Annotated in this window: 21 protein-coding genes, 1 other RNA gene and 1 pseudogene; 11 read left to right on the forward strand and 12 right to left on the reverse strand. The window is 59.7% G+C overall.

Translation table 11 applies throughout. The annotated features are described in order from the left end of the window. Nucleotides 1–27 precede the first annotated feature (27 nt). Nucleotides 28–1,470, forward strand: coding sequence for a protein adenylyltransferase SelO (selO, locus tag SP68_RS10290; RefSeq protein WP_040968623.1), 1,443 nt, complete (start codon nucleotides 28–30; stop codon nucleotides 1,468–1,470). Between the two features lie 29 nt (nucleotides 1,471–1,499). On the opposite strand, the gene hemP is transcribed toward selO, so the two are convergent. From hemP to SP68_RS28265, 4 genes are all read right to left on the reverse strand, one after another. Then, a complete protein-coding gene (gene hemP / locus SP68_RS10295) occupies nucleotides 1,500–1,679 on the reverse strand; it encodes a hemin uptake protein HemP (protein WP_012967843.1) in 180 nt (59 codons plus the stop codon). A 155-nt stretch (nucleotides 1,680–1,834) separates the two neighbouring features. Beyond that, a complete protein-coding gene (aroH, locus tag SP68_RS10300) occupies nucleotides 1,835–2,881 on the reverse strand; it encodes a 3-deoxy-7-phosphoheptulonate synthase AroH (protein WP_008804446.1) in 1,047 nt (348 codons plus the stop codon). 154 nt (nucleotides 2,882–3,035) lie between these two features. Then, nucleotides 3,036–3,869 (reverse strand): posphoenolpyruvate synthetase regulatory kinase/phosphorylase PpsR, encoded by an 834-nt coding sequence (gene ppsR / locus SP68_RS10305; RefSeq protein ID WP_002909061.1) that lies wholly within the window; start codon nucleotides 3,867–3,869, stop codon nucleotides 3,036–3,038. Nucleotides 3,870–4,013: 144 nt separating this feature from the next. Beyond that, nucleotides 4,014–4,133, reverse strand: coding sequence for a hypothetical protein (locus SP68_RS28265; RefSeq protein ID WP_012541375.1), 120 nt, complete (start codon nucleotides 4,131–4,133; stop codon nucleotides 4,014–4,016). Between the two features lie 75 nt (nucleotides 4,134–4,208). Between SP68_RS28265 and ppsA the strand changes: the two genes are divergently transcribed. Further along, nucleotides 4,209–6,587, forward strand: coding sequence for a phosphoenolpyruvate synthase (gene ppsA / locus SP68_RS10310; RefSeq protein WP_012541376.1), 2,379 nt, complete (start codon nucleotides 4,209–4,211; stop codon nucleotides 6,585–6,587). 86 nt (nucleotides 6,588–6,673) lie between these two features. On the opposite strand, the gene rprA is transcribed toward ppsA, so the two are convergent. Beyond that, nucleotides 6,674–6,781: antisense sRNA RprA (gene rprA / locus SP68_RS10315), an RNA gene on the reverse strand. 189 nt (nucleotides 6,782–6,970) lie between these two features. Beyond that, nucleotides 6,971–8,083, reverse strand: coding sequence for an AI-2E family transporter YdiK (gene ydiK / locus SP68_RS10320; protein ID WP_040968622.1), 1,113 nt, complete (start codon nucleotides 8,081–8,083; stop codon nucleotides 6,971–6,973). A gap of 218 nt (nucleotides 8,084–8,301) precedes the next feature. On the opposite strand from ydiK, the gene ydiJ reads away from it, so the two are divergent. The 3 genes and pseudogenes from ydiJ (at nucleotide 8,302) to SP68_RS10335 (ending at nucleotide 12,216) form a co-directional block, all read left to right on the forward strand. Next, nucleotides 8,302–11,358: a D-2-hydroxyglutarate dehydrogenase YdiJ gene (ydiJ, locus tag SP68_RS10325; protein WP_012541378.1), complete on the forward strand. Its 3,057-nt coding sequence runs from the start codon at nucleotides 8,302–8,304 to the stop codon at nucleotides 11,356–11,358. Beyond that, nucleotides 11,355–11,764 (forward strand): annotated as a pseudogene (menI, locus tag SP68_RS10330) (1,4-dihydroxy-2-naphthoyl-CoA hydrolase). The gene ydiJ and the pseudogene menI overlap by 4 nt, the downstream one beginning before the upstream one ends. Before the next feature lie 203 nt (nucleotides 11,765–11,967). After that, nucleotides 11,968–12,216, forward strand: coding sequence for a GlsB/YeaQ/YmgE family stress response membrane protein (locus SP68_RS10335; RefSeq protein WP_002909014.1), 249 nt, complete (start codon nucleotides 11,968–11,970; stop codon nucleotides 12,214–12,216). A 97-nt stretch (nucleotides 12,217–12,313) separates the two neighbouring features. On the opposite strand, the gene SP68_RS10340 is transcribed toward SP68_RS10335, so the two are convergent. Further along, nucleotides 12,314–12,634, reverse strand: coding sequence for a hypothetical protein (locus SP68_RS10340; RefSeq protein ID WP_008804451.1), 321 nt, complete (start codon nucleotides 12,632–12,634; stop codon nucleotides 12,314–12,316). 608 nt (nucleotides 12,635–13,242) lie between these two features. On the opposite strand from SP68_RS10340, the gene SP68_RS10345 reads away from it, so the two are divergent. Together SP68_RS10345 and SP68_RS10350 are read left to right on the forward strand one after the other, a co-directional pair. Then, the gene (locus tag SP68_RS10345) at nucleotides 13,243–14,223 is read left to right on the forward strand and encodes a DUF1852 domain-containing protein (protein WP_016161304.1); all 981 of its coding nucleotides are present in this window, start codon (nucleotides 13,243–13,245) and stop codon (nucleotides 14,221–14,223) included. 23 nt (nucleotides 14,224–14,246) lie between these two features. After that, nucleotides 14,247–15,278, forward strand: coding sequence for a methionine synthase (locus tag SP68_RS10350; protein WP_008804453.1), 1,032 nt, complete (start codon nucleotides 14,247–14,249; stop codon nucleotides 15,276–15,278). 84 nt (nucleotides 15,279–15,362) lie between these two features. Here SP68_RS10350 and eitD read toward each other — a convergent pair whose 3' ends face one another. The 5 genes from eitD to SP68_RS10375 all read right to left on the reverse strand — a co-directional run bounded on the left by eitD (nucleotide 15,363) and on the right by SP68_RS10375 (nucleotide 20,472). Beyond that, entirely contained in the window at nucleotides 15,363–16,595 is a 1,233-nt protein-coding gene (gene eitD, locus SP68_RS10355; protein WP_040968621.1) for an MFS transporter EitD, read from the reverse strand. 11 nt (nucleotides 16,596–16,606) lie between these two features. Further along, nucleotides 16,607–17,368: a siderophore ABC transporter ATP-binding protein EitC gene (gene eitC / locus SP68_RS10360; protein ID WP_040968620.1), complete on the reverse strand. Its 762-nt coding sequence runs from the start codon at nucleotides 17,366–17,368 to the stop codon at nucleotides 16,607–16,609. Beyond that, nucleotides 17,368–18,405, reverse strand: a complete 1,038-nt coding sequence (locus SP68_RS10365) for a FecCD family ABC transporter permease (protein ID WP_012541383.1) — start codon at nucleotides 18,403–18,405, stop codon at nucleotides 17,368–17,370. Before SP68_RS10365 ends, eitC begins: the two co-directional genes overlap by 1 nt. Continuing rightward, a complete protein-coding gene (gene eitA, locus SP68_RS10370) occupies nucleotides 18,405–19,403 on the reverse strand; it encodes a siderophore ABC transporter substrate-binding protein EitA (RefSeq protein ID WP_021468069.1) in 999 nt (332 codons plus the stop codon). Before eitA ends, SP68_RS10365 begins: the two co-directional genes overlap by 1 nt. Nucleotides 19,404–19,560: 157 nt before the next feature. Next, entirely contained in the window at nucleotides 19,561–20,472 is a 912-nt protein-coding gene (locus tag SP68_RS10375) for a LysR family transcriptional regulator (RefSeq protein ID WP_016161301.1), read from the reverse strand. 96 nt (nucleotides 20,473–20,568) lie between these two features. Here SP68_RS10375 and SP68_RS10380 point away from each other — a divergent pair, with 96 nt between their 5' ends. From SP68_RS10380 to SP68_RS10395, 4 genes are all read left to right on the forward strand, one after another. Beyond that, nucleotides 20,569–21,564, forward strand: coding sequence for an NAD-dependent epimerase/dehydratase family protein (locus SP68_RS10380; protein ID WP_040968619.1), 996 nt, complete (start codon nucleotides 20,569–20,571; stop codon nucleotides 21,562–21,564). Nucleotides 21,565–21,659: 95 nt separating this feature from the next. Further along, complete coding sequence (locus SP68_RS10385; RefSeq protein WP_040968618.1) at nucleotides 21,660–22,274, forward strand: TetR/AcrR family transcriptional regulator; 615 nt, start codon at nucleotides 21,660–21,662, stop codon at nucleotides 22,272–22,274. A 74-nt stretch (nucleotides 22,275–22,348) separates the two neighbouring features. Next, nucleotides 22,349–23,458 carry an efflux RND transporter periplasmic adaptor subunit gene (locus tag SP68_RS10390; protein ID WP_008804460.1) on the forward strand — a complete coding sequence of 370 codons (1,110 nt, stop codon included), beginning with the start codon at nucleotides 22,349–22,351 and terminating at the stop codon, nucleotides 23,456–23,458. Next, nucleotides 23,455–26,556, forward strand: a complete 3,102-nt coding sequence (locus SP68_RS10395) for an efflux RND transporter permease subunit (protein ID WP_040968617.1) — start codon at nucleotides 23,455–23,457, stop codon at nucleotides 26,554–26,556. The genes SP68_RS10390 and SP68_RS10395 overlap by 4 nt, the downstream gene beginning before the upstream one ends. Nucleotides 26,557–26,611: the final 55 nt, after the last annotated feature.

The raw sequence follows: 26,611 nt of genomic DNA on the forward strand, positions 1-26,611 counted from the left end.
GGCACTACACTGAAGGAAGGAGGAACCATGACCCTTTCTTTTACCACCCACTGGCGGGATGAACTGCCGGATTTTTACACTTCCCTGTCACCGACGCCGCTGGATAACGCCCGACTCATCTGGCGTAACGCCCCGCTGGCGCAACAGCTGGGGGTGCCCGACGCCCTGTTCGCGCCTGAAAATGGGGCCGGTGTCTGGGGCGGCGAAGCGCTGCTTCCGGGCATGTCGCCGCTGGCGCAGGTATACAGCGGCCATCAGTTTGGCGCCTGGGCCGGCCAGCTGGGCGACGGACGCGGGATCCTGCTCGGTGAGCAGCAGCTTGCGGATGGTCGCCGTTACGACTGGCATCTGAAAGGCGCCGGCCTGACCCCCTATTCGCGGATGGGGGACGGGCGCGCTGTACTGCGCTCGACGATCCGGGAAAGTCTGGCGTCGGAGGCGATGCACGCCCTGGGGATCCCGACGACGCGCGCCCTGGCGATGGTGACCAGCGATACCCCGATCTACCGCGAGCGCGTGGAGCCTGGCGCGATGCTGATGCGGGTGGCCGAGAGTCATGTCCGCTTCGGCCATTTCGAACATTTTTACTATCGCCGTGAGCCGCAGAAGGTCCAGCAATTGGCCGACTATGTTATTCGCCACCACTGGCCGCAGCTGCAGGATGAGGCAGACAAGTATCTGTTATGGTTCCGTGACGTTGTCACGCGCACCGCGCAGACCATCGCCAGCTGGCAAACCGTGGGCTTTGCCCATGGGGTGATGAATACCGACAACATGTCGATTCTCGGTCTGACCATCGACTACGGCCCGTATGGCTTCCTTGACGATTTTCAACCGGACTTCATCTGCAACCACTCCGATTATCAGGGGCGCTACAGTTTTGAAAACCAGCCGGCGGTGGGGCTGTGGAATCTGCAGCGTCTCGCCCAATCGCTGTCGCCGTTTATCAGCGCTGAAGCGTTAAACGCGGCGCTGGATGAGTATCAGCACGCCTTGCTGACCGCTTATGGCCAGCGGATGCGCGATAAACTCGGCCTGTTCAGCCAGCAGAAAGGGGATAACGACCTGCTGGACGGGCTGTTTGCCCTGATGATCCGTGAGAAGAGCGACTATACCCGAACGTTCCGCCTGCTGAGCCACAGCGAACAGCTCAGCGCCGCCTCGCCGCTGCGCGACGAGTTTATCGATCGGGCGGCTTTCGACATCTGGTTTGCCGGGTATCGTGCGCGCCTGCGTGATGAACAGGTGGATGACGCGCAGCGCCAGCAGCGGATGCAGGGCGTAAATCCGGCGCTGGTGTTACGCAACTGGCTGGCGCAGCGGGCGATAGAGCAGGCCGAGGCGGGCGATATGGGCGAGCTGGAGCGCCTGCATGCCGCGCTGGCAGACCCCTTTACCGATCGCGAGGACGACTACGTCCGCCGCCCACCGGACTGGGGGAAACGTCTGGAAGTCAGCTGCTCGAGCTAACTCGCCTCGCCCCGCGCTCAGCGGGGCGCTTACTTGGTCAGAATTAACTTCCCGGCGTTGGTCTGGCGCAGCAGATAGCGCTGGCCGCCATGTTCGATGACTACCCGTCCTTCGCTACCTAACAGCACCCGACTGCTAATCTGCCTGTCCGTCGCCACGGGATAGGGGGCATTGTCTTTTGGTTTTTCAGCTGTGGCAGTGTTATCCATACGCGTCATAGCTCTCAAAATAAAAATCAAAGCAACAATGATAATCATTATCAATAATGTTGTTTTTGACGGCAAGCGTTATTTATCGTGTTACCGGATTTGGTAGGGGAGTCACCGAAGGAAATTGCCCGCCGCAGGCGCGACGGGCGGAGCGGTTACAGACGGGTAGCGGTGGCGGCGGCCAGCTCGCTCAATAACCTTTCGCTGTCATCCCAGCTCAGGCAGGGGTCGGTGATCGACTGGCCCCAGGTCAGCGGCTGGCCGGGGACCACTTTCTGGGTGCCTTCCTGCAGGAAGCTCTCTGCCATAATCCCGGCGATGGCGGTGGAGCCCGCGCGAATTTGCTGACAGATATCGGCGCACACCTCCAGCTGACGGCGGTGCTGCTTCTGGCAGTTGCCATGGCTGAAATCAACGACCAGCTGTTCCGGCAGATCGAATTCACGCAGCGCCTCGCCGGCGGCAGCGATATCCTCGGCATGATAGTTTGGCTGTTTGCCGCCGCGCATAATGATATGCCCGTACGGGTTGCCGCTGGTCTGGTAAATCGTCATCTGCCCCTGCTTGTCCGGAGAGAGGAACATATGGCTGGCGCGGGAGGCGCGGATGGCGTCCACCGCAATGCGCGTATTGCCATCGGTGCCGTTTTTAAACCCGACCGGGCAGGAGAGCGCTGAGGCCATCTCACGGTGGATCTGGCTTTCTGTGGTGCGCGCCCCGATGGCACCCCAGCTGATGAGATCGGCGATAAACTGACCGGTCACCATATCGAGAAACTCGGTGGCCGTCGGTACCCCCAGCTCATTTACCTGCAGCAGCAGGCGCCGCGCCAGCTCGATTCCGTGGTTGACCCGGTAGCTGCCGTTGAGGTCCGGATCGGAGATTAAGCCTTTCCAGCCCACCACGGTACGCGGTTTTTCAAAGTAGGTGCGCATCACGATCTCCAGCTGCGGCTGGTAGCGCTCGCGCATGCCCTGCAGGCGGCGGGCATACTCCAGCGCCGCGTCGGTATCGTGAATGGAGCAGGGGCCGATAATCACCAGCAGGCGGCGGTCTTCCCCGTTGAGGATTTTTTCAATTCGGCGGCGGGAGGCCGAAACGTGGGCGGCCACGTCGGCCGTGACGGGATGGCGCTGGGCCAGTTCCGCGGGCGTTACCAGGCTTTCAATGCGCGCGGTACGCAATTCGTCTGTTTTATTCATTGGGGTCTCAAAAATCTGTTTCTTCCGCGGCGAAAATGCCGGGAAGTGATGCGCATCACGATAAACCAATCCCTGCTTATTGCAAGAGCAGGGCATGATCCTGTATAGGCCACGGGTGATAGCATAAACAAATTTTTAATAATGTACTAGTGTGTTAGTACATTCTGCGATTCAGCCCCATGATGTCCATGATTTTTGTCGCAATTTCCTCAACAGAATAATTGGTACTGTTCAGGCACGGGATTTTATTTTTGCGATACAGGGCCTCCACTTCGGTCACCTCCATCCGACACTGACGCAGAGAGGCGTAGCGGCTGTTTTCCCGACGCTCTTCGCGGATGGCCGCCAGCCGTTCGGGGTTGATGGTCAGGCCGAACATCTTATGTTGCAGGGGCTTCAGCGACGCCGGCAGCACCAGATTGTCCATATCGTCGGCGATAAACGGATAGTTGGCGGCGCGAATGCCGTACTGCATGGCGAGGTACAGACTGGTGGGCGTCTTGCCGCAGCGCGACACACCGAGGAGGATCACCTGGGCCTGATCGAGGTTACGCAGGGAGATGCCATCGTCGTGGGCGAGGGTGTAATCGATGGCGGCGATACGCGCATCGTATTTGATCAGGTTCCCGGGGTTCAGGCCGTGAGTACGGTGGGCCACTGGCGTCGGGTCGAGGTTGAGCTCCTGCTGCAGCGGGGCCACCAGCGCCTGCACGATGTCCTGACAAAAACCTTCACTTTGCAGAATAATGTCGCGGATTTCCGGGATGACGATGGAATAGAACACCAGCGGGCGAATACCCGTTTGCTGGTAGATGGCGTCGATCTGCTCCTTTACCGCCCGCGCGCGGCTGATGTTTTCGACAAACGGCAGAGTCACGCTGCTGATGGCAACCGGGAATTGCGACATCACGGCATGCCCCAGCACTTCTGCCGTAATGGCGGTACCGTCAGAAATATAAAATACGTGGCGATCTACAGCACTTTCCATTTTGACCATCCGGTATAATGAGTTTAATTGCCTGAATACGGATATTAAATTTAAGCATATCCCTGTTTGATTTGTCTCTTGTTAAAATTGAAACGCTATTTTTGTTTTTTATGAAAAGGGTGGTTCATTTTCTTCTTTTTGCCGTTATTTCCAGCGTTTTTCGTCATAATTCCTAAAAATCATCAAGTTAGCTATATCGCGGGAACAGTCCGAAAAATGAAAAAATAATTTGCTTGAACGATTCACCGTTTTTTTCAGCCCCATAAATATGTCAGGATAATCCTGCAGTCGATCGTGAATTTTTTTTCACTGGTATTAAATCACAAAAGGATTGTCTCGATGTCCAACAATGGCTCGTCACCGCTGGTGCTTTGGTATAACCAACTCGGCATGAATGATGTAGACAGAGTTGGGGGCAAAAATGCCTCCCTTGGTGAAATGATTACAAACCTGTCCGGTATGGGTGTTTCCGTGCCTAACGGGTTTGCCACCACCGCTGATGCTTTTGATCAGTTCCTGGACCAAAGCGGTGTTAACCAGCGCATTTATGCACTGCTGGATGAAACCGACATTGACGACGTTTCCGCATTAGCGAAAGCGGGCGCGCAGATCCGTCAGTGGATCATCGACACCCCTTTCCAGAGCGAACTGGAAAACGCGATTCGCGATGCTTATGACCTGCTGTCCGCCGATGACGCCGAGGCCTCATTTGCCGTGCGCTCTTCCGCTACTGCGGAAGATATGCCGGACGCCTCCTTCGCCGGGCAGCAAGAGACATTCCTCAACGTGCAGGGCTTTGACGCCGTGCTCGTTGCCGTGAAGCACGTGTTTGCCTCACTGTTTAACGATCGCGCGATCTCCTATCGCGTGCATCAGGGTTACGATCACCGCGGCGTGGCGCTTTCCGCCGGGGTGCAGAGGATGGTCCGCTCCGATCTGGCCTCCTCCGGCGTCATGTTCTCTATCGATACCGAGTCCGGTTTTGACCAGGTGGTGTTTATCACCTCGGCGTGGGGCCTCGGCGAGATGGTGGTGCAGGGCGCGGTGAACCCGGATGAATTCTACGTCCACAAGCCGACGCTGGCCGCTGGCCGCCCGGCCATCGTGCGCCGCACCATGGGGTCGAAAAAGATCCGCATGGTATATGCGCCGACTCAGGAGCACGGCAAGCAGGTGCGTATCGAAGATGTGCCGCAGGCGCAGCGCGATGTTTTCTCGTTAACCAACGAGGAGGTGCAGGAGCTGGCGAAGCAGGCGGTGCAGATCGAGAAGCACTACGGCCGTCCGATGGATATCGAGTGGGCGAAAGATGGCCACACCGGTAAGCTGTTTATCGTTCAGGCGCGTCCGGAAACCGTGCGTTCCCGCGGCCAGGTGATGGAGCGTTATACCCTCCACGCTCAGGGGCAGATCATCGCCGAAGGGCGCGCCATCGGCCACCGCATTGGCGCCGGCCCGGTGAAGGTGATCCACGATATCAGCGAGATGAACCGCATCGAACCTGGCGACGTGCTGGTCACCGACATGACCGACCCGGACTGGGAACCGATCATGAAGAAAGCCTCGGCGATCGTCACCAACCGCGGCGGACGTACCTGCCACGCGGCGATTATCGCCCGTGAGCTGGGGATCCCGGCGGTGGTCGGTTGCGGCGATGCCACCGATCGCATTCAGGAAAACCAGAACGTGACCGTCTCCTGCGCCGAAGGCGACACCGGCTACGTTTACGCCGAGCTGCTGGACTTCAGCGTCAAGAGCTCCAGCGTTGGCGAGATGCCGGATCTGCCGCTGAAGGTGATGATGAACGTCGGCAACCCGGATCGTGCGTTTGACTTTGCCTGCCTGCCGAACGAAGGCGTGGGTCTGGCGCGGCTGGAATTTATCATCAACCGCATGATTGGCGTTCACCCGCGCGCGCTGCTGGAGTTTGACGACCAGGAGCCGGGCCTGCAGAACGAAATCCGCGAGCTGATGAAAGGCTACGATTCGCCGAGAGAGTTCTACGTCGGCCGTCTGACCGAAGGGATCGCTACCCTTGGCGCCGCCTTCTACCCGAAACGTGTCATCGTGCGTTTGTCGGACTTCAAATCGAATGAGTACGCCAACCTGGTGGGCGGCGAGCGCTATGAGCCGGAAGAAGAGAACCCGATGCTCGGCTTCCGCGGCGCCGGACGCTACGTTTCCGAAAGCTTCCGCGACTGCTTCGCGCTGGAGTGTGAAGCGATGAAGCGCGTGCGTAACGACATGGGGCTGACCAACGTTGAAGTGATGGTGCCGTTTGTGCGTACCGTCGCCCAGGCGAAAGCGGTGGTCGAAGAGCTGGAGCGTCAGGGGCTGAAGCGCGGCGAGAACGGGCTGAAGATCATTATGATGTGTGAGATCCCATCGAACGCCTTGCTGGCCGAGCAGTTCCTCGAGTACTTCGACGGCTTCTCCATCGGTTCGAACGACATGACCCAGCTGGCGCTCGGTCTGGATCGCGACTCCGGCGTGGTCTCTGAGCTGTTTGATGAGCGCAACGACGCGGTGAAAGCCCTGCTGTCGATGGCGATCCGCGCAGCGAAAAAACAGGGCAAATACGTCGGCATCTGCGGCCAGGGGCCGTCTGACCATGAAGATTTTGCCGCCTGGCTGATGGAAGAAGGGATCGACAGTCTGTCCCTCAACCCGGATACCGTGGTGCAAACCTGGTTAGGTCTGGCGGAACTGAAAAAATAAGTTCGCCCTGACAGCACCGATCCCCGGCAGCGATGCCGGGGATTTTTTTTGCCTGTTGCAGGCTGTCCGCTGTGGCGTTGCGCAGGACAAAAAAAAGCCCATCGTGGGAGATGGGCAAAGACTACACACAGCAATTCGTTGTTTCACTCAGGGGATTTCCATGCTTATAAATCAAGGTGTTGATTTATAACCGTGAGCTAATAGTAGGCAGCGGGGCCTTTGCCGTCGATCAGATTCCTCTCAATAGTTAAATTGTTGTGAAGGACCGGGGGAGGAAAGCGAGGGGAATGGCGCTCAGGGCCAGCGCGTTGCCGGCGATCAATAAATTTTGCTTAACAATAGGCGGGCAAGGAAACAGGCGGGTCTCCCCGCCTGCCAGGGCATTACTTGCGCCCAGCCTCCAGCTCGCTAAGCTCTTCGAGGACGACATCGGGGTCTTTCGGCGGCGGCGGCACTTCGTGTACCCAGGCGTCATACAGACGCCAGGAGACGGCCAGCAGCACTGGACCGATAAACAGACCGATCATGCCGAAGGCGATCAGTCCGCCAATGACGCCGGTAAGGATGAGGATCATCGGCAGGTCGGCGCCCATACGGATAAGCACCGGACGAATGACGTTGTCCATGGTGCCAACCACGCAGCTCCACACCAGCAGCACGGTGCCCCAGGTGGTGTCCCCGCTCCAGTAAAGCCAGATAATCGACGGCACCAGAACCAGCAAAGGGCCGAGCTGGACCAGACAGGTAAAGATCATCACCACGGTCAGCAGAGCGGCGTAGGGCACGCCAGAGATGGCAAGGCCGATCCCGCCCAGCACCGCCTGAGTAAGGGCCGTCACCACCACGCCCAGCGCCACGGCGCGCACGGCCTGGCCGGCCAGCAGCACCGCGGCATCGCCGCGTTTGGCTGCGAGGCGTGTAGCGAAGTAGCGGAAACCGTAGGCCACCTGCTCGCCGCGCCAGTAGAGCAGCGTGCTGAACAACAGCATCAGACCGCAGTAGACCAGCAGCTTGCCGATGTGCGCCGCTTGCCCGACAAACCAGCTGGTGGTAGTGCCAATATAGGGGCGAACCTTGGCCATAATCGCCGAGCCGCCCATATCCAGCAGACCATGCCAGGCGGAGTACAGCTTATCGCCGACCAGCGGCACGCTGTTCAGCCAGGCGAAATCCGGCAGCGTCACATTTCCACTGCTGATAAGTTTGATCAGCGGGACGCTGTTATCCACCAGGCTGTTGACCAGCAGAGCGATAGGAATAACGAATAGCAAAAACAGCAGCAGGGTCATCGCCAGCACCGCCAGCATCCGTTTGCCAAACAGCACGCGCTGCAGACGCAGTAGCACCGGCCAGGTGGCGATCACCACCGTACCGGCCCAGGCGAAGGACAGAATAAACGGCTGCACAACCCACAGGCAGGATATGATAATCAGGGCCAGGAACAGCACCGACAGCAGTATTTGCGGAATGTCCCGAGGCTGATGGGGGTTTATCATAGAGAAATTTTACCTTTCCAGTCGCGCCAAAAAGCTGGCGCCGCGTAAATCCATGTACTGATAATAATATCAATAATATTGCCGGGCTGATTTTGCACAGAAAACACGTGGGCGCATATGAAAAAAATGTGATAAAAAGTTGAATGCGCTACGCAAACGTTTAGTTAGCACCAACACAATATTTTCAAACACAACATAGTCAGGCAGGGTCAAGTGTGATGATCCCACAAATTTCTCAGGCACCAGGGGTAGTTCAGCTGGTGCTGAATTTTTTGCAGGTACTGGAGCAACAGGGTTTTACCGGCGATACCGCTACCAGCTATGCCGACAGGCTGACGATGGCCACCGACAACAGCGTCTATCAGCTGCTGCCGGATGCGGTCCTTTTCCCGCGTTCTACGGCGGACGTGGCCTTGCTGGCGCGCGTCGCCGCCGAACCGCGCTTTACATCGCTGGTCTTCACGCCGCGCGGCGGCGGCACCGGCACCAACGGCCAGGCGCTGAACGGCGGGATTATTGTCGATATGTCCCGCTATATGAATCGCATCATTGAGATTAACCCCGAAGAGGGCTGGGTGCGCGTTGAAGCCGGGGTCATCAAAGATCAGCTGAACCAGTTTCTTAAACCCTATGGTTACTTCTTTGCACCTGAGCTTTCCACCAGCAACCGCGCCACGCTGGGCGGGATGATAAACACCGACGCGTCCGGACAGGGATCGCTGGTGTACGGTAAAACGTCGGATCACGTGCTCGGTCTGCGAGCGGTGCTGATGGGCGGCGATATCCTCGACACCCAGGCGGTGCCGGTAGCGCTGGCGGAGACGCTGGGCAACACCCCATCGACGATTGGCCGGATCTATAACACGGTCTACCAGCGCTGCAAGACGCAGCGTGAACTGATCATTGATAAGTTTCCTAAACTTAACCGCTTCCTCACCGGGTACGATCTGCGCCATGTCTTTAACGATGAGATGAGCGAGTTCGATCTGACCCGTATTTTAACCGGTTCGGAAGGCACGCTGGCGTTTATTACCGAAGCGCGGCTGGATATCACCCGCCTGCCGAAGGTGCGCCGTCTGGTCAACGTTAAATATGACTCCTTTGACTCCGCGTTGCGTAATGCGCCCTTTATGGTGCAGGCGAAAGCGCTGTCGGTGGAGACTGTCGACTCCAAGGTACTGAATCTGGCGCGCGAGGATATCGTCTGGCACTCGGTAAGCGAACTGATCACCGACGTGCCGGATAAAGAGATGCTCGGGCTCAATATCGTCGAATTCGCCGGGGATGACGCTACGCTGATTGACCAGCAGGTCACTACCCTGTGCCAGCGGCTGGATGAGCTGATGGCCGGCAGCGAGGCGGGCGTCATCGGCTGGCAGGTCTGTCACGATCTCGATGGCGTAGAGCGGATCTACGCCATGCGCAAGAAGGCCGTCGGCCTGTTGGGCAATGCCAAAGGCGCCGCCAAGCCTATTCCTTTCGCTGAAGACACTTGCGTACCGCCTGAGCATCTGGCGGATTACATCGTCGAGTTCCGCGCGCTGCTCGACAGCCACGGCCTGAGCTACGGCATGTTTGGCCACGTTGATGCCGGGGTGCTGCACGTGCGCCCGGCGCTGGATATGTGCGATCCGCAGCAGGAGGTGCTGATGAAGCAGATCTCCGATGACGTGGTGGCGCTGACGGCGAAGTATGGCGGCCTGCTGTGGGGCGAACACGGCAAAGGCTTCCGCGCGGAGTACAGCCCGGCCTTCTTTGGCGAGGCGCTGTACGGCGAACTCAGGAAGATCAAAGCGGTCTTCGATCCCGATAACCGCCTGAACCCAGGGAAAATCTGTCCTCCGGAAGGGGTCGACGCGCCGATGATGAAAGTCGATGCGGTGAAGCGCGGCACCTGGGATCGGCAGATCCCCATCGCGGTGCGCAGCAGCTGGCGCGGGGCGATGGAGTGTAATGGCAACGGGTTGTGCTTCAACTTTGACGTCAAGAGTCCGATGTGTCCGTCGATGAAAGTCAGCAACCAGCGCATCCACTCGCCGAAAGGGCGCGCGACGCTGGTGCGTGAATGGCTGCGCCTGCTGGCCGACCGCGGCGTCGATCCCAACCAGCTGGAGAAGGCGCTGCCGGAGCAGGGCGTCAGCCTGCGTTCGCTGGTGGCGCGCACGCGGAACAGCTGGCATGCGCGTAAAGGGGAATATGACTTCTCGCACGAGGTCAAAGAGGCGATGTCCGGCTGTCTGGCCTGCAAAGCCTGTTCGACCCAGTGCCCGATCAAAATCGATGTGCCCGAGTTCCGTTCGCGCTTCCTGCAGCTGTATCACAGCCGCTACCTGCGCCCGGTACGCGACCATCTGGTGGCCTCGGTCGAATCCTATGCGCCGCTGATGGCGCAGGCGCCGAAGACCTTTAACTTTTTTATTAACCAGCCGTGGCTGAAAAAGCTGTCGGAGAAGCACATCGGGATGGTTGATCTGCCGCTGCTTTCGGCGCCGTCGCTGAAGCAGCAGATGGCCGGCCACCGCTCTGCCAACATGACGCTGGAGCAGCTCGAAGCGCTGAGCGCTGAGCAGAAAGCGAAGATGGTGCTGGTGGTACAGGATCCCTTCACCAGCTATTACGACGCCCAGGTGGTGGCCGACTTTATTCGCCTCGTCGAAGCGCTAGGCTATCAGCCGGTGCTGCTGCCATTCTCGCCGAACGGTAAGGCGCAGCATATTAAAGGATTCCTCACCCGCTTTGCGCGCACCGCGCAGAAGACGGCTGACTTCCTCAATCGCGTGGCGCAGCTTGGCATGCCGCTGGTCGGCGTCGATCCGGCGCTGGTGCTCTGCTACCGCGATGAGTATAAGCAAACCCTTGGCGATAAGCGCGGCGATTTCCAGGTGCTGTTAGTCCATGAGTGGTTGCCGAAGGCGTTGACGACCGCCGCCCGTCCCGAACAGGGAGGCGAGCCCTGGTACCTGTTCGGTCACTGTACGGAAGTGACTGCGCTACCGGCGGCGACAAAACAGTGGGCAGAGATTTTTGCCCACTTTGGCGCGAAACTGGAAAACGTCAGCGTTGGGTGTTGCGGGATGGCAGGGACCTATGGCCATGAAGTGAAAAACCATGCCAACTCGCTGGCCATTTACGCGCTCTCCTGGCAGCAGGCGATGCAGCGGCTGCCGCGTAACCGCTGTCTGGTGACGGGCTACTCCTGCCGCAGTCAGGTGAAGCGCATTGAAGGCAGCGGCGTTCGCCATCCGCTGCAGGCGTTACTGGAGATAATAGGATGATTTGGAAACGTCAGGCCACGCTGGAGCAGCTCAACCGGCTCGGTGAGGGAAACATGGTAGGGCTGCTCGATATTCGCTTTGAGACCTTTACCGACGATACGCTGGAGGCCACGATGCCGGTGGATAGCCGTACGCAGCAGCCGTTTGGCCTGCTGCACGGCGGGGCCTCGGTGGTGCTGGCGGAGACCCTGGGGTCGGTAGCGGGTTATCTGTGCAGCGAAGGCGAACAGAAGGTGGTGGGGCTGGAGGTTAACGCCAACCACATTCGTTCGGCGCGCGGGGCCGGGTGCGGGGGGTCTGTAAAGCGCTGCATGTCGGCACTCGTCATCAGGTCTGGCAAATCGAAATCTTCGACGAACAGTCGCGATTATGCTGTTCATCGCGGCTAACCACCGCAGTAATATAAGCCGTGACCGGGAGGCGAATAGCCTCCCTTTTTTCAGGGTAATAAACGGTAACGGGTTTGTCAGGACCAGAGATTTTGTCGCACGGACCACCCTGCAGCGGCAAGGAATTATCTAATAAATATATTATTGCCGATCCACTCGCGTTATATATGCTACTCTTTTCAATACTAAATGCTTAAAGGTAACAAGAGGACGGTTAACCATGGGTATTCTTTCCTGGATCATTTTTGGACTTATTGCCGGTATTTTAGCCAAGTGGATTATGCCGGGGAAAGACGGCGGCGGGTTTATTGTCACCGTTATTCTGGGGATCATCGGCGCCGTGGTCGGCGGCTGGATCAGTACCCTGTTTGGTTTTGGCAAGGTCGACGGGTTTAATTTCGGCAGCTTTGTGGTTGCGGTAATCGGCGCGCTGGTCGTGCTGTTTATCTACCGGAAAGTGCGCAGTTAATTCTCTGCCATTCTGTTTCATTCTCGTTAACAAAGCTGCCGCGATAAGCGGCAGCTTTTTTTATTGCAGTGCCCAGGTCAGGCGACCCGCGCAAGGGCTATTGCCCGTCGGCATCCCCGGTAACGGGCACCACCTCAACGTGAACTTCGTAGTGCTTCGCCGGGCTGGCCGGGATCAGCGCGGTCAGTTTGTTAATGGTTTCTGCCGGCGTATCGGTCGCTACCGTGGCCGAAAACAGCACCGGTCTGTGCGGCGGAAGCTGCGGCGGGAACGGCGGCAGGGGGCCACGGCCCATCTCCAGCGGGGGGCGGGCCCCGTTATCAACGGCGGGCGCCGGGACGTCGGTTTTATCGGCCGCAAAGGCGCTGGCGGCGGCAACCGCGGCGATGGCGAACAGGGCAGTCATAGCTTTTTTCATCTGGTATTCCTCGATTAGCAAGTACCAAAAGAGTAGAGGGCGGCGGCAGGCGGGACAATCCCATGCGACGCGAATCCTCTGAATCTCCTTTTTTCTTCGCGAATGTGAAGGTCAGATGAGAGCTTGTGTCATTGGGGAAGCATTTTAGTTCAGCAGTACGCTCATAATCAGCAGCACGGCCATGCACATCGACATAATACTGATATCAACAATCATTCTTTACGACAAAAGCTCCAGCAAACGGGTACGGCACGGCGGCGACGTCAAAGCACGTATTATAGTGGTTAAAGATTGTACCCTGGCATATATTCACTGGACAAATGATTATTCGCCAGACGTTGCCTGAGTTGCCCGCGCCTGACCATAGCGCCATGACCACGACCGGTTCCACACCTTGCAACCAGCGCTCAGCGGAGCAACATGAGGATGGCTCATGTTGCAATGAATTTAAGTCGCTTTCCCTCCACCGCCGACTCTGGCAAAAATAGACTCATTAACGAATCAACAACATTTATCGGTTGAAGCGCGCCAGGCCTGACCCCGCGTTGCTTGTGGAATGGCAATCTGCTCATTCAGCTTCATACCCAACACCAGAATGGACAATCGCCATGACTAACGAATTTACCTATACGATTAAGCGCAGTCGTTTTGATGAAAACTATAACCCCGCGGAAAATACGCGTATTACCACCAACTTTGCCAATTTAGCCAGAGGGGAGAACCGTCAGGAAAATCTGCGCAATACGTTAATCATGATGAATAACCGGTTTAATACCCTGGCGCACTGGGATAATCCTCATAACGATCGCTATGCGGTGGAACTGGATATTATTTCTGTCGAGATGAATATTGCTCAGAATGGCGCCAGCTTCCCGGTGATAGAGATCCTGCAAACGCATATTGTCGATAAAAAGAGCGGAGAGCGCCATGCCGGTATCGCCGGTAATAACTTCTCCTCCTATGTGCGGGATTATGATTTTAGCGTGCTGCTGCTGGAACATAATAAAAACCGGGGTAGCTTTAGCGTGCCCGATAACTTTGGCGAGCTGCATGGCAATATCTTTAAGGATTTCGTGCAATCCAGCGCCTATAAGGCCAGCTTCAGCAAGGCGCCGGTGATTTGCCTGAGCGTCTCCAGCAAAGATGTTTACCGGCGTACCGGTAATGAACATCCGGTCCTCGGCATTGAATATGCTCAGGATGGCGTGTCGCTGACGGAGCGCTATTTCAGCAAAATGGGCCTGCAGGTGCGCTATTTTATGCCGAAGCACAGTGTCGCGCCGTTAGCCTTTTATTTTACCGGCGATCTGCTCAGCGATTACACCAGCCTGGAGCTGATCGCGACCATCAGCACGATGGAGACGTTCCAGAAAATATACCGCCCGGAGATCTACAATGCCAATTCCGCGGCGGGGCAATACTATCAACCCAATCTCAACCACCTGGATCATTCATTAACAAAAATTGTTTATGACCGGGAAGAGCGCAGCCTGTTGGCGATAGAGCAGGGTAAATTTACACAACAACATTTTATCAACCCGCACAAGACGTTGCTTGAGCAATGGTCTGCTAACTTCGCGCTTTGCTAAACCAAAATAAAAGGCTACTTATTATGAAAACATGGCTTCCGACATCGACCGCTGGCAGTTTACCGAAACCGTCCTGGCTGGCGCAGCCAGAGACCCTGTGGTCGCCCTGGAAACTGTCCAGCGAGGAATTACTGGCCGGCAAGCGCGATGCCCTGCGTTTGTCTCTCGACGACCAGCTGCGTGCCGGGATCGATATTGTCAGCGACGGCGAGCAAACGCGGCAGCACTTTGTCACCACCTTTATTGAGCACCTCAGCGGCGTTGATTTTGCCAAACGCGAGATCGTGAAAATTCGTAACCGCTATGAGGCCAGTGTTCCAACCGTGGTGGGCGCCGTGGAGCGCCAGAAACCGGTCTTCGTGGAGGACGCGCGTTATCTGCGTCAGCTCACCAGTCAGCCGATCAAATGGGCGCTGCCAGGCCCAATGACCATGATCGACACGCTGTATGACAACCACTATAAAAGCCGGGAAAAGCTGGCCTGGGAGTTCGCCAAAATCCTTAATCAGGAAGCGAAAGAGTTAGAGGCCGCCGGGGTCGATATTATTCAGTTCGATGAGCCGGCCTTCAACGTCTTCTTTGATGAAGTCAACGACTGGGGGATCGCCGCCTTAGAAAGAGCGACCGAAGGGCTGAAGTGCGAGACGGCGGTGCATATCTGCTACGGCTACGGCATCAAGGCGAATACCGACTGGAAAAAAACGCTGGGTTCTGAGTGGCGACAGTATGAGGAGGCCTTCCCGCAGCTGCAGAAATCCTCCCTCGATATTATCTCTCTCGAGTGCCACAACTCGCGGGTGCCGATGGATCTGCTGGAACTGATCCGCGGTAAAAAGGTGATGGTCGGGGCGATCGATGTCGCCAGTCATGCTATCGAAACCCCGGAAGAGGTGGCTGAAACCCTGCGCAAGGCGCTGGCGTTCGTCGATGCCGACAAACTCTACCCGTCCACCAACTGCGGTATGGCGCCGCTGCCGCGCCATGTCGCGACCGGCAAACTGCATGCCCTGAGCGCCGGCGCCGAGATCGTTCGCCGCGAGCTGGCGGCAAAGTAAGGCGGGGCGCATTCCCGTTATCTTCCTCTGGCGGTGTCACTCATCGCCGGTTCACCTCCTGAGCGGGCTGTTGCCCGCTCAGCGTCATGTTGCCGCCAGCGGGCGGCAGATCGCCCGCAGGGCGACGGCACTGCACAGCGGAAACAGCGCCAGCAGGAGCCAGGGATAAACCGCCTGCGGCGAGGGGGTGAGCGCCTGGTCAAGCAAATGACCGAGCAGTAAATTTCCGGCTAACACCGCGCACCCCCCCGCGGTGGCGAGCGCCCCGTAGTGGGCGCCCAGCGTCGACTCCTCAGCGAACAGGGGGATCAGATCCTTGGCTGAGGGCACCAGCAACATCTGGCCGAGGGTGAGCAGCGTGACAAAGCAGGCCGACGGCACTAATCGCAGCCAGCCTTCGGCGGGCGGGGTGGCGGCAAATAACGCCACGCTGACAAAAGAAGCCGACAGCAGCAGAAAGCCCACCGGCAGGATGCGCACGGCGCCAATTCGTCGGGCGAAGCGGGCGAGAGGGAGCTGCAGGGTGATAATCAACAGCGAGGCCAGCATAAAGAGCGGCGCCAGATCCTGCTCACGACCGCCGGAACGTTGGATCTCCACCGGCAGGGCGAGGTACAGCTGGTTGTAGCTCAACAGCCAGGAGCTGTAGGCGAGAATAAACGCGACAAAGCGCGGCTGGCGCAAAGGCATCCACCATGGGACTCGTCTGCGCGTTGTTGTCGTGTGCCCGTCGGCGGGCAGACAGAAAAAGAGCACCAGCAGCGCCAGGAGAAAGATTCCCGCGCCGGCGAGGGCGATATGCCGAAAGCCGATCCCGCTCAGCAGGCCTCCGGCCACCGGGCCGATAACCGCCCCCAGCTCACCGCACACCGCAAACAGCGCAAACCACTCGGCGCGGCTGCGTTTCCCGTTGGCCTGGCTGTGGGTACCGGTCCGCGCCAGCAGGGCCTCGATCGACGGGGAAAACAGAGCGCCGCCGACGCCGGTCAGGCAGGCGCCGAGGATAATGGGCCACAGCGACGTAGCGCACGCCAGCAGCAGATAACCGGCGACGCGAACGACGCAGCCGGCGAGGATGATGGCCTTAGCGCCATAGCGGTCGGCCAGCGTCCCGCCGATGATAAACATGCCCTGCTGAGAGAAGGTGCGCAGCCCGAGGATCAGGCCGATAAGTCCCCCCGAGAGCAGCATGTCGTCGCGCAGGAAGAGGGCGAGGAAAGGAACGACCGCGTAAAAGCCAATATTAAAAACGAACTGACTTCCCAGTAACACGGGAGGCCAGAGGGTTGCCGCAGGGCGCAGGGAGAAGAGAGGCATATCCGCCCAACCTAAACGACGAAATGAATGTGTTTTTTACCGTGGTAAGGGGAGATCTCGATTTTGGTTTTCACCCGGAAAACGTCCCACAGCAGCGCTTCGGACAAAATCTCCTCCGGCGTCCCGCTGGCGAGGATCTGCCCCTGCTGCATCACGATCAGCGAATCGCAGAACATCGCGGCATGGTTAAGATCGTGAATGGCCACAATGCTGGTCACCGGCAGCTCGCTGATCAACTGCATTAACTGCATCTGATGGTGTATATCCAGATGGTTGGTAGGCTCATCCAGCAGGATTTCGCTCGGGCTCTGCGCCAGCGCGCGGGCGATATGCACCCGCTGCCGCTCGCCGCCGGAGAGGCTTAACCATCCCTGCTCGCTTTTTTCCAGCATCGCCACCCGCTGCAGCGCGGCGGTGATCGCCTCATCATCCTGAGCGCTCCAGTTTGAAAACGGGGAGTGGTGGGGAATGCGCCCCAGGCGCACGACGTCGCGCACCCGCATATTGGCCTCGGTCATGCCGTGTTGCTCGACGAAAGCCACGCGGCGGGCGAGCTGCTTTTTCGCCATCCGGGTGATGTCCTGGCCGTCGAGGGTGACGCGACCCGCATCCGGGCGGCGCAGGCCCGCCAGAACGCGCAGCAGCGAGGATTTGCCGCAGCCGTTGGGCCCCAGCAGTCCGACCGTTTCGCCGCGCGACACCCGCAGCGAGACATTATTGACGATGACCTTTTTGCCTGCCTTCCAGGTAATATTTTCAGCGCAAATACTCATCACTTATTCCTTGAGCGGTAGATAATCACGGCAAAGAAAGGCACCCCAACCAGGGCGGTTACCACCCCAACGGGCAGACTCTGCGGGGCAATCAGCAGGCGCGACGCAATGTCCGCCAGTACCATCAATATCGCCCCTGCCAGCGCGCTGGCGATCAGCAACGTCCGGTGTAGCGGGCCAAAGAAGAAGCGCATCACGTGCGGCACCACCAGGCCGACAAAGCCGATCGAGCCGGCCATACTGACGATGGTGGCTGTGATCAGCGCCGCGGTGGTGAAGAGGATCAGGCGTACCTGTGGCACGGCAATCCCCAGCGAGGCGGCGGCATCATCGCCGAAGGTGAACGCATCCAGCGCCCGGGCATACCACAGACAGACCGCCAGGCCCGCGAGCACCACCACGATGACCAGCTGGAATTCGGGCCAGCGGACGCCGCTGAAGCTGCCCAGCAGCCAGAACATCACATCGCGCGCCTGCTGCGCGCTGGCGGAGGTGCTGATGGTGTAAGCCGTGATGGCGTTAAATAACTGCGATGCGGCAACGCCCGCCAGAATCGTACGCTCATTGCCGCCGCGCGCGCCGTTAGTCAGCAAGGCGACAAAGGCGAAGGCGGCGAAGGCCCCGGCAAAGGCGCCTGCCGAGAGGGAAATCGCGCCAGCGCCAAGGCCCAGCACCACGATCGACACCGCGCCGGTGGAGGCCCCGGCGGAGACGCCGAGGACGTAGGGTTCCGCGAGGGCATTTTTCAGCAGGCTTTGCAGCACGACGCCGCAGATAGCGAGGCCTGCGCCGCAGCAGGCGGCGACCAGCGCGCGGCTGAGGCGGAAATCCCAGATCACGCTCTCATAGATACGGTTGAGAGGCTCAGCGGTTAAGCCGGTTCTGTTGCTGATAGCGTAAAAGACATTCTGCAGCGGGATGGCCAGCTCGCCGACGCTGACGCCCACCGCTATCACCAGCGCCAGCACGATCACGGCCAGTAAACACCAGCCGGTGAGCAGCATGCTGCGGCGCGTCTGAAGCACGGCGACGCTCATCAGTTCAGCCCCATTTTTCTCAGCTGCTCGCCCACCTGTTCCGCGCCATAAAGCGTGCGGATGGTCGGGTTCATCGCCTGACCGTCCATGACCACGATATGGCCTTTTTTCACGGCCTCCAGCTGGCTGACGGCGGGATCGCTTTTGAGGAATTTGATCTTCTCCTCGGCCTTATCCAGCGCCCAGCGGTTACGATCCAGGCTGGAGACCACGATCACATCCGGGTTGGCGGCAATAATGCTCTCCCAGCTCACCGTGGGCCACTCGGTTTCCGAGGTAATCGCATTATGTCCGCCCAGCACACTGGCGATAAATCCGGAGGCGCTGTTTTTGCCGCCAACATAGGCATCGGCCGAAGGTGAGGCGCTGGAGAACCAGAAGACGAAGGAGAGATCCTTTTTGCTTTTACCAAACTCCTGGCGCAGGTCGGCTTCACGTTTTTTGAAATCGGCTATCAGCGCCTGACCACGATCTTCGACGTTGAAAATGCGGGAAAAATCGCTAATTTCCTGATACAGCCAGGTCATATCCCACAGCTTTTGCCGGCTGCCGTACATATCGCCGGTGGCCTTTTTGGTGGCGCACATCCCCGGTGAGACGTAGCTGTTTACGCCGACGGTAGCGAGATCTTCACGCTTAGCGACTTTGCTTTCCGGCCCCAGCAGCAGCGGCAACTGGGCGGGAACGAAATCGGGATTTTGCGCCAGCACGGATTCCAGGCTCGGAATTTCCACCGTCAGGGTTTTAATCTTCGCGTTTTGCTCAGCCAGCTGCGGTAAAACGCTGGTCGGCCAAAAGGCGCTGGCGACCACCTGCTTTTGCAGCCCGAGCAGCAGCAGAATTTCGACCGTATTTTGCCCCAGCGCGACCACGCGCTCCGGCGGCCGGGTGAAGGTCTCCTGATAGCCACAGTTTTCAATCGTCAGGGGGTAGGTTGTTGCCAGCGCGGAACTGACGGCGGTGAACATCAAGCCTAACGCGCAGAGGACCTTCTTCATTAAACGCTATCCTTGTAAACAGGCGAGTGGATGACCAGCAATGGGAGTAATGCAAATGAAACTCATTATTGGGGCGGGGTTTTATACAATGCCATATTTACAGTGTCAATGAGTGACTATTTCGGCAGGCAATGAAATGCCCGCGCGATGGGGCGGGTCAGCTCGCCAGTGGGCCACGAATATACGCCTGCAACCCCTGGGCGAGAAAATCAAATACCCGCTTACAGGCAGGGCTGTGGCGCAGATCCTCATGCATTACCAGCCAGGTATCGAGATTCAGGGAAAAGTCGGCCGCCAGTACTCGCTGCAGGGGAATAATGCCATCCGCAAGGGGCACCTGGCAGATGCCGATCCCCGCCCCGGCGCGGATCAGGCTCAACTGGGCGAGGTCGCTATCGGTCCGCATCGCGAACGCTTCGCGCTGAAATCGGGGGTAAGCCTGCAGGGCCCGGCGAACAAGTGGGGTGGCGCTATCGAAACCAATTAGCGCGTGGCTGGCCAGATCGTCGAGGGTAGCGGGCAGGCCCTGGCGCGTCAGGTAGGCGGCGGTGGCATGTAACCCAAGCTCGATCCTGCCGAGACGGCGGGCGATAAGCTGCTCCTGCTGCGGGGCGACCATCCGCACCGCAATATCCGCCTCCCGGTGAAGTAGATCCTGAAACCGATTGGAGAGCATCAGTTCGATGACGATATTCGGGCACGCCTGCCTGAGCCGGGCAACCAGCGGCGGCAGCACCTCGGCGCCGACCACCTCGCTGGCGGCCACCCGCACCACGCCACGCAGATCGGTTTTGTCGCGACTGAAGTTGGCCGCCGTGCGTTCCAGCGCCCGGGCGGTATTGTCCATCGCCTCGGCGTGCACCCGCAGCGCCAGCGCCGCGTCGGTCGCCAGCAGGCCGGTCTGCGAGCGGGTAAATAAGGCCTGGCCGAGCGCGGCCTCCAGCCCGGCAATATGGCGCCCCGCCGTCGGCTGGGTGATGTTCAGGGTGCGCGATGCGCCCGATAAGGAACCTTCCTGCAGGACGGCGAGAAAGGTTCGGTACCACTCCCAGGGAATAGAGGTATTCATACAAAAATGTATAGCTGCTCGATGATGGTATGCAATTTCATTTGATATGAGCGGCAGGTAGGCTGTCAAGCATCCATTAGCGAACGGGGAAAGAGGATGAACAGCAGCGGCAAGGTACTTATTCTGGGAGCAAGCGGGGGCATTGGCGGGGAAGTGGCGCGCCGGCTGGTGGCGGACAACTGGCAGGTTCGGGCGCTGAAGCGCGGCGCTCAGATTCGCGGTCCCGCAGATGGCATGCAGTGGATAGCCGGCGACGCGCTGAATGCCGGGCAGGTTGCGGCGGCGGCTGCCGGTTGCGACGTTATCGTCCATGCGGTCAATCCGCCGGGCTACCGGCACTGGCGGCAACAGGTACTGCCCATGCTGCACAACACCCTGCAGGCCGCCGAACAACAGCGGGCGTTAGTTGTTCTGCCCGGCACGGTCTACAACTATGGACCGGATGCCTTTCCGCTGATTGCTGAAGCGGCCCCTCAGCAACCGGTGACCCGTAAAGGCGCTATTCGGGTGGAGATGGAGCTGGCGCTGGAGGATTACGTGCAGCGCGGCGGCCGGGCGTTGATTGTTCGGGCGGGCGATTTTTTTGGTCCACGCGCCGGAAATAACTGGTTTTCTCAGGGGCTGGTCAAGCCTGGTCAGCTTCCCCGCGTCATTAGCCGCCCCGGGGCGATCGGCGTCGGGCATCAGTGGGCTTATCTGCCCGACGTCGCCGACACCATCGCCGCGCTGCTGGCCCGCAGGCATGAGCTTGAGCCGTTTGCTCGCTTTCATATGCAGGGCCACTGGGACCCGGACGGCAGCGAAATGAGTCAGGCGATCCAGCGGGTGGTCGTCCGCTATGGCGGCCGAGCGGCAGTGAAGTCTTTTCCCTGGTGGCTGGTAAAGCTGGCGGCGCCCTTTAACGCCACCCTGCGGGAAATGGTCGAGATGCACTATCTCTGGCGTCTGCCGGTACGCCTGCGCAACGATAAACTGGTTGATTTTTTAGGCGCGGAGCAGCATACCCCACTCGACAGCGCGGTGCTTCAGACGCTGCAAGGCCTGGGTTGTCTGCCCGCCGGCGCGATAAACCAAGAGGAGGGTGAGGCGTAACGCGGCAAGAGGATCACAGAGCGGGGTGTTATTGTGACCAAATCATAATAACGTCACTCGTTGTCAAACGATAGCGATCGCATTAAGCTAAACGGATGACGAAAAATACCCCCCCCCCTGCAAGCCGTGGTCCCCATGACCACAGCGTTCGGGACCAGATTCTTGACGCGGCCATGGCGCACTTTAGTCGCTATGGCTATGAGAAAACGACGGTCACCGATCTCGCCAAAGCGATAGGCTTTTCCAAAGCCTATATCTATAAATTCTTTGACTCCAAGCAGGCGATTGGCGAGGCGATTTGCGCCAGCCGGCTGGAGAAGATCATGGTGGCCGTCAGCGCGGCTATCGCCGATGCGCCGTCCGCCAGCGAGAAACTGCGCCGCCTGTTCCGGGCGCTGACCGAGGCCGGCAGTGAATTGTTTTTTGAGGATCGCAAACTGTACGACATCGCCGCCGTCGCAGCGCGCGATAAATGGCCTTCAACGGAACAGTATGCCGGTCATCTGCAGCAGTTGATTGGTCAAATCCTTGTCGAAGGCCGCCAGGCGGGTGAGTTCGAGCGCAAAACCCCGCTGGATGAGGCAACCCTGGCGGTCTATATGGTGATGTGTCCTTTCATCAACCCGGTGCAGTTGCAATACAATCTCGACACCGCGCCCACCGCGGCGGTGCTGCTTGCCTCCCTGATCCTGAGAAGTCTCTCCCCCTGATTGGTGACTATTGACTTTATTGGTCACTAGTCTGAGAATGCGGTCACTGTCCGGTCTTTTCATTAAGGTGACCCATGCTCAGGCTCAATGCCGTCCATCTTGCCGTCTGCCTCCTGCCGCTGGCCCTCGCGGGCTGCGGCGAACCTGCCGATCATGACGATCCCCGCACCCGGCCGCCGCTGGTCCGGGTGGCGACCGTCGAGCGCGCGGAGGCCAGCTCGCGGGCCTTTACCGGCGTGGTGGTCGCTCGTACCCAAAGCGATCTCGGCTTCCGGGTATCGGGAAAAATCCTTGCCCGGCTGGTGGAGACCGGGCAGAGCGTCAAGCGCGGTCAACTGCTGCTGCGTCTGGATCCGGCTGATTTAACCTTGCAGGCGCAGTCTCAACAGCGGGCCGTGGATGCCGCGCGGGCGCGAGCCAAAAAGGCGACCAACGATCTGGCCCGCTATCGCGGCCTGGTGGCGAGCGGCGCCGTCTCGGCCGCGGAATTCGACCAGGTTAACGCAGCGGCAGAGGCGGCGAGAGCCGACCTGAGCGCGGCCCAGGCGCAGGCCAATGTGGCGCAAAACGCCACCGGCTATGCCGGACTGCTGGCGGACGCTGACGGCGTGGTGGTGGAAACGCTTGCCGAACCGGGGCAGGTGGTCAGCGCCGGGCAGGTGGTGATCCGCCTGGCGCGGGCGGGGCAGCGCGAAGCGCGGGTGCAGCTTCCGGAGACGCTGCGCCCGGCGGTCGGCAGCGAGGCGCTGGCGACACGCTATGGCAGCAAATCTCAGCCGGTCACGGCGACCCTGCGACTGCTTTCGGACGCGGCTGACGCCACCACCCGCACCTTTGAAGCGCGCTATGTGCTGAACGGGGCGCTGGCGAATGCGCCGCTGGGGTCTACCGTGACCCTGCGTATCGGCAGCGACCAGGCGCCAGGCCAGGTGCTGGAGGTGCCCCTGGCGTCGCTCTACGATCCGGGCAACGGCCCTGGCGTCTGGCGCATTGCCTCGCGTCCGGCCACCGTCTCCTGGCAACCGGTGACCGTGCTCGGCCTGAATGATGAAACGGCGCGGGTGACCGGCCCGCTGAAGCCCGGCGAGCCCATCGTCGCCCTGGGCGCCCATCTTCTGCACCAGGGCGAGGCGGTGCGTCTGGCGGAACGACGCGAGCATAATGCCGCCGGGAGCCAGCCATGAGCGCCGGGCGTTTTAATCTCTCCGCGCTGGCCGTCCGCGAGCGGTCGGTGACCCTGTTTTTGATTATCCTCATCTCCGTCGCCGGGCTGGTGGCGTTCTTCGGACTCGGGCGGGCGGAAGATCCGCCCTTCACGGTCAAGCAAATGACGGTCATTACCGTCTGGCCCGGCGCCACCGCGCAGGAGATGCAGGATCAGGTCGCCGAGCCGCTGGAAAAACGGCTCCAGGAGCTGAAGTGGTACGATCGCACGGAGACCTATACCCGCCCTGGTATGGCGTTGATCACCTTGTCGCTGCAGGATCAGACCCCGCCGTCCGAGGTGCCGGAGCAGTTTTATCAGGCGCGCAAAAAGCTCGGGGATGAGGCGAAAAACCTGCCTGCCGGCGTCTCCGGCCCGATGATGAATGACGAATTCGCCGATGTCACCTTTGCCCTCTTTGCTCTGAAAGCGCGGGGAGAGCCGCCGCGGCAGCTGGTGCGTGACGCTGAAGCCCTGCGCCAGCAGCTGCTGCATGTACCCGGGGTGAAAAAAGTGAATATCCTCGGCGAACAGGCGGAGCGCATTTATCTCTCCTTTTCTCATGATCGTCTCGCCACCCTGGGCCTTTCGCCAGAGGCGATTTTTGCCGCGCTGAACAGCCAGAATGTGCTGACCGCCGCCGGGGCCATTGAGACCCGGGGCGGGCAGATCTTTATCCGCCTCGACGGGGCGTTCGACCGCCTGCAGCAGATCCGCGACACGCCGATTATTGCCGGGGGCAGAACGCTGAAACTGGCCGATGTCGCCACGGTTGAGCGAGGGTATGAAGATCCCGCGACCTTCCTGATCCGCAATCAGGGCGAACCGGCGCTGCTGCTGGGGGTGGTGATGCGCGAGGGCTGGAATGGTCTGGCGCTGGGGAAAGCGCTGGACGCCGAAACGGCCAGCATCAATCAGAGCCTGCCGCTCGGCATGTCGTTGACCAAAGTGACCGATCAGTCGGTGAATATCAGCGCCGCGGTCGATGAGTTCATGATCAAATTCTTTGTCGCCCTGCTGGTGGTGATGGCGGTGTGCTTTGTCAGCATGGGGTGGCGCGTGGGGGTGGTGGTCGCGGCGGCGGTGCCTTTAACCCTGGCCGTGGTGTTTGTGGTAATGGAGGCGACCGGCAAAAACTTCGACCGCATCACTCTCGGCTCGCTGATCCTCGCCCTGGGCCTGCTGGTGGATGATGCCATCATTGCCATCGAAATGATGGTGGTCAAAATGGAGGAGGGGTATGACCGCCTCAAAGCCTCCGCCTATGCCTGGAGCCATACCGCGGCGCCCATGCTGGCCGGTACCCTGGTGACGGCCGTTGGCTTTATGCCCAATGGATTTGCGCAGTCCACCGCCGGGGAGTACGCCAGCAACGTGTTCTGGATCGTCGGTATCGCGCTGATTGCCTCCTGGATTGTGGCGGTGATTTTTACCCCCTGGCTGGGGGTGCACCTGTTGCCGGACAGAAAGCCCGCGGCGGCAGGCCACGCCGCGCTGTATGACACCCCGCGCTATCAGCGCTTCCGTCGGCTGCTGACCCGGGTTATCGCCCGCAAATGGCGCGTGGCCGCCAGCGTGGTGGTGCTGTTTATGGTGGCGATACTGGGAATGAGCGTGGTGAAAAAGCAGTTTTTCCCCACCTCCGATCGTCCGGAAGTACTGGTTGAAGTACAGATGCCTTACGGGTCGTCGATTATCCAGACCAGCGCCGCGACGGCGAAAATTGAGCACTGGCTGCAGCAGCAGCCGGAGGCGAAGATTGTCACCAGCTATATCGGCCAGGGCGCGCCGCGCTTTTACCTGGCGATGGCCCCGGAGTTGCCCGATCCCTCCTTTGCCAAACTGGTGGTGTTGACCGACGGTCAGGACGCCCGCGAGGCGCTCAAGCGGCGGCTGCGGGAGGCGGTGGCCAATGGCCTGGCGCCGGAAGCGCGGGTGCGCGTCACTCAGCTGGTCTTTGGCCCTTATTCGCCCTATCCGGTTGCCTGGCGGGTGATGGGGCCCGATCCGCACACCTTGCTCGACATCGCCGAACGGGTTAAATCGGTACTGCAGGCCAGTCCGCTGATGCGCACCGTCAATAGCGACTGGGGTTCGCGGGTGCCGGTGATGCATTTCAGCCTCAATCAGGACCGGCTGCAGGCGAGCGGACTCAGCTCCCAGTCCGTCGCCCAGCAGCTGCAGTTCCTGCTGTCAGGGATCCCCATCACCACTGTTCGGGAAGATATTCGCGCCGTGCAGGTCATCGGCCGCGCGGCGGGCGATATCCGTCTGGATCCGGCGAAAATCGCCGACTTCACCCTGGTGGGCAGCGGCGGGCAGCGGGTTCCCTTGTCACAGATTGGCGACGTGTCGATCAGAATGGAGGACCCGCTGCTTCGCCGTCGCGATCGCACGCCGACCATCACCGTCCGCGGAGATGTCGCGGATAACCTGCAGCCGCCGGATGTCTCCACCGCGCTGATGAAATCGCTGCAGCCCATTATCGACTCGCTGCCGCCGGGGTATCGCATCGAGACGGCGGGGTCGATCGAGGAGTCAGGCAAAGCCACGCGGGCGATGGTGCCGTTATTTCCCATCATGATCGCCCTCACGCTGCTGATCATTATCCTGCAGGTGCGTTCGCTGTCGGCGATGGTCATGGTTTTCCTGACCGCGCCGCTGGGGCTGATTGGCGTGGTGCCGACACTGCTGCTGTTCAATCAGCCGTTTGGCATCAATGCTCTTGTGGGCCTGATCGCCCTGTCGGGGATCCTGATGCGCAATACGCTGATCCTGATTGGCCAAATCCACCACAACGAACAGGCAGGGCTCGATCCGTTCCACGCGGTGGTGGAGGCGACGGTGCAGCGCGCCCGCCCGGTTCTGCTGACCGCGCTGGCGGCGATCCTGGCGTTCATTCCGCTCACCCATTCGGTCTTCTGGGGAACGCTCGCCTATACGCTGATTGGCGGGACGCTGGGGGGAACCATCATGACCCTTATTTTCCTGCCGGCCATGTACGCGATCTGGTTCCGCATCCGACCTCAGCCCCCGGCTGACGTAGTGCAACACCCGGCGCTGCACCCGCAGGGGTAATTCCCTCTTGCCGGACCTGGCCGATAAACGCGGTCAGGCCCGGCCCCGGGCAGCG

Origin of the sequence: Klebsiella variicola (assembly GCF_000828055.2) — a bacterium.
Taxonomy (GTDB): domain Bacteria; phylum Pseudomonadota; class Gammaproteobacteria; order Enterobacterales; family Enterobacteriaceae; genus Klebsiella; species Klebsiella variicola.